Origin of the sequence: Streptomyces botrytidirepellens, assembly GCF_003721215.1 — a bacterium.
GTDB classification, from domain to species: Bacteria; Actinomycetota; Actinomycetes; order Streptomycetales; family Streptomycetaceae; genus Streptomyces; species Streptomyces himastatinicus.
In genome coordinates, this window is sequence record NZ_RIBZ01000402.1 from 1 (window position 1) to 830 (window position 830).

Consider the following 830-nt stretch of genomic DNA (forward strand, 5'->3'; position numbering starts at 1 on the left):
CAGGCCCAGGCCGTGGCGCAGGACCCGGCGGAGCTGGCTGCGCCTGGCGAGGCGCCGGTGCCGGAGGCCGACGCCCAGGCGGCGCCTGCGGAGGCGCAGGTCCCGGCTGCCGATGGGCAGGCCCAGGCTGGCCCGGTCGCCTCCGACGCGGCTCCGACGGAGGTCGACGCGCAGGACCCGTCTGCCTCCGGCGAGGCCCAGGCTGCGCCCGCCGAGGCGCAGGCCCCGGTGGACCCGGCTGCGCCGGGCGGGAGCCCGGTGCCGGAGGCTGCCGAGCAGGCGGCGCCCGCAGGGGCACCGGCTGAGCCTGTCCCTGCCGAGGTGCCCGTGGCAGAGACCCCGGCTGAGGCCGACCCGGCTGCGCCTGGCGAGGCTCAGGCCCCGGCGGACCCGGGTGAGTCGGCCGAGGCCGAGGTGCCCGAGGCAGCCGCGCAGGCGGCGCCTGCGGAGGCGCCTGCTGAGCCTGCCCCCGCCGAGGCATCCGCGGCAGAGGCCCCGGCGGACCCGGCTGCGCCGGATGAGGCTCAGGCCCCGGAGGCCGATGCCCAGGCGGCGCCAGCAGAGGCGCAGGCTCCGACTGCCGACGGGCAGGACCAGGCGGCCTCGGTCGCCCCGGATGCGGCTCCGGTGGAGGCCGACGCGCAGGACCCGTCTGCCCCTGGCGAGGCTCAGGCCGCGCCCACCGAGGAGCAGGCCCCGGCGGACCCGGGTGCGTCGGCCGAGGCCGAGGTGCCGGAGGCTGCCGCGCAGGCGGCGCCCGCGGAGGCGCCTGCCGAACCGTCCGTGGCCGACCCGGCTGCCGCCGAGGTGCAGACTCCGGCCGACCCGGC

At 81.0% G+C, this 830-nt stretch carries 1 pseudogene; it reads left to right on the forward strand.

The window, feature by feature from the left end:
* Positions 1 to 830: pseudogene (locus EEJ42_RS51225) on the forward strand (hypothetical protein); the annotation flags it as partial.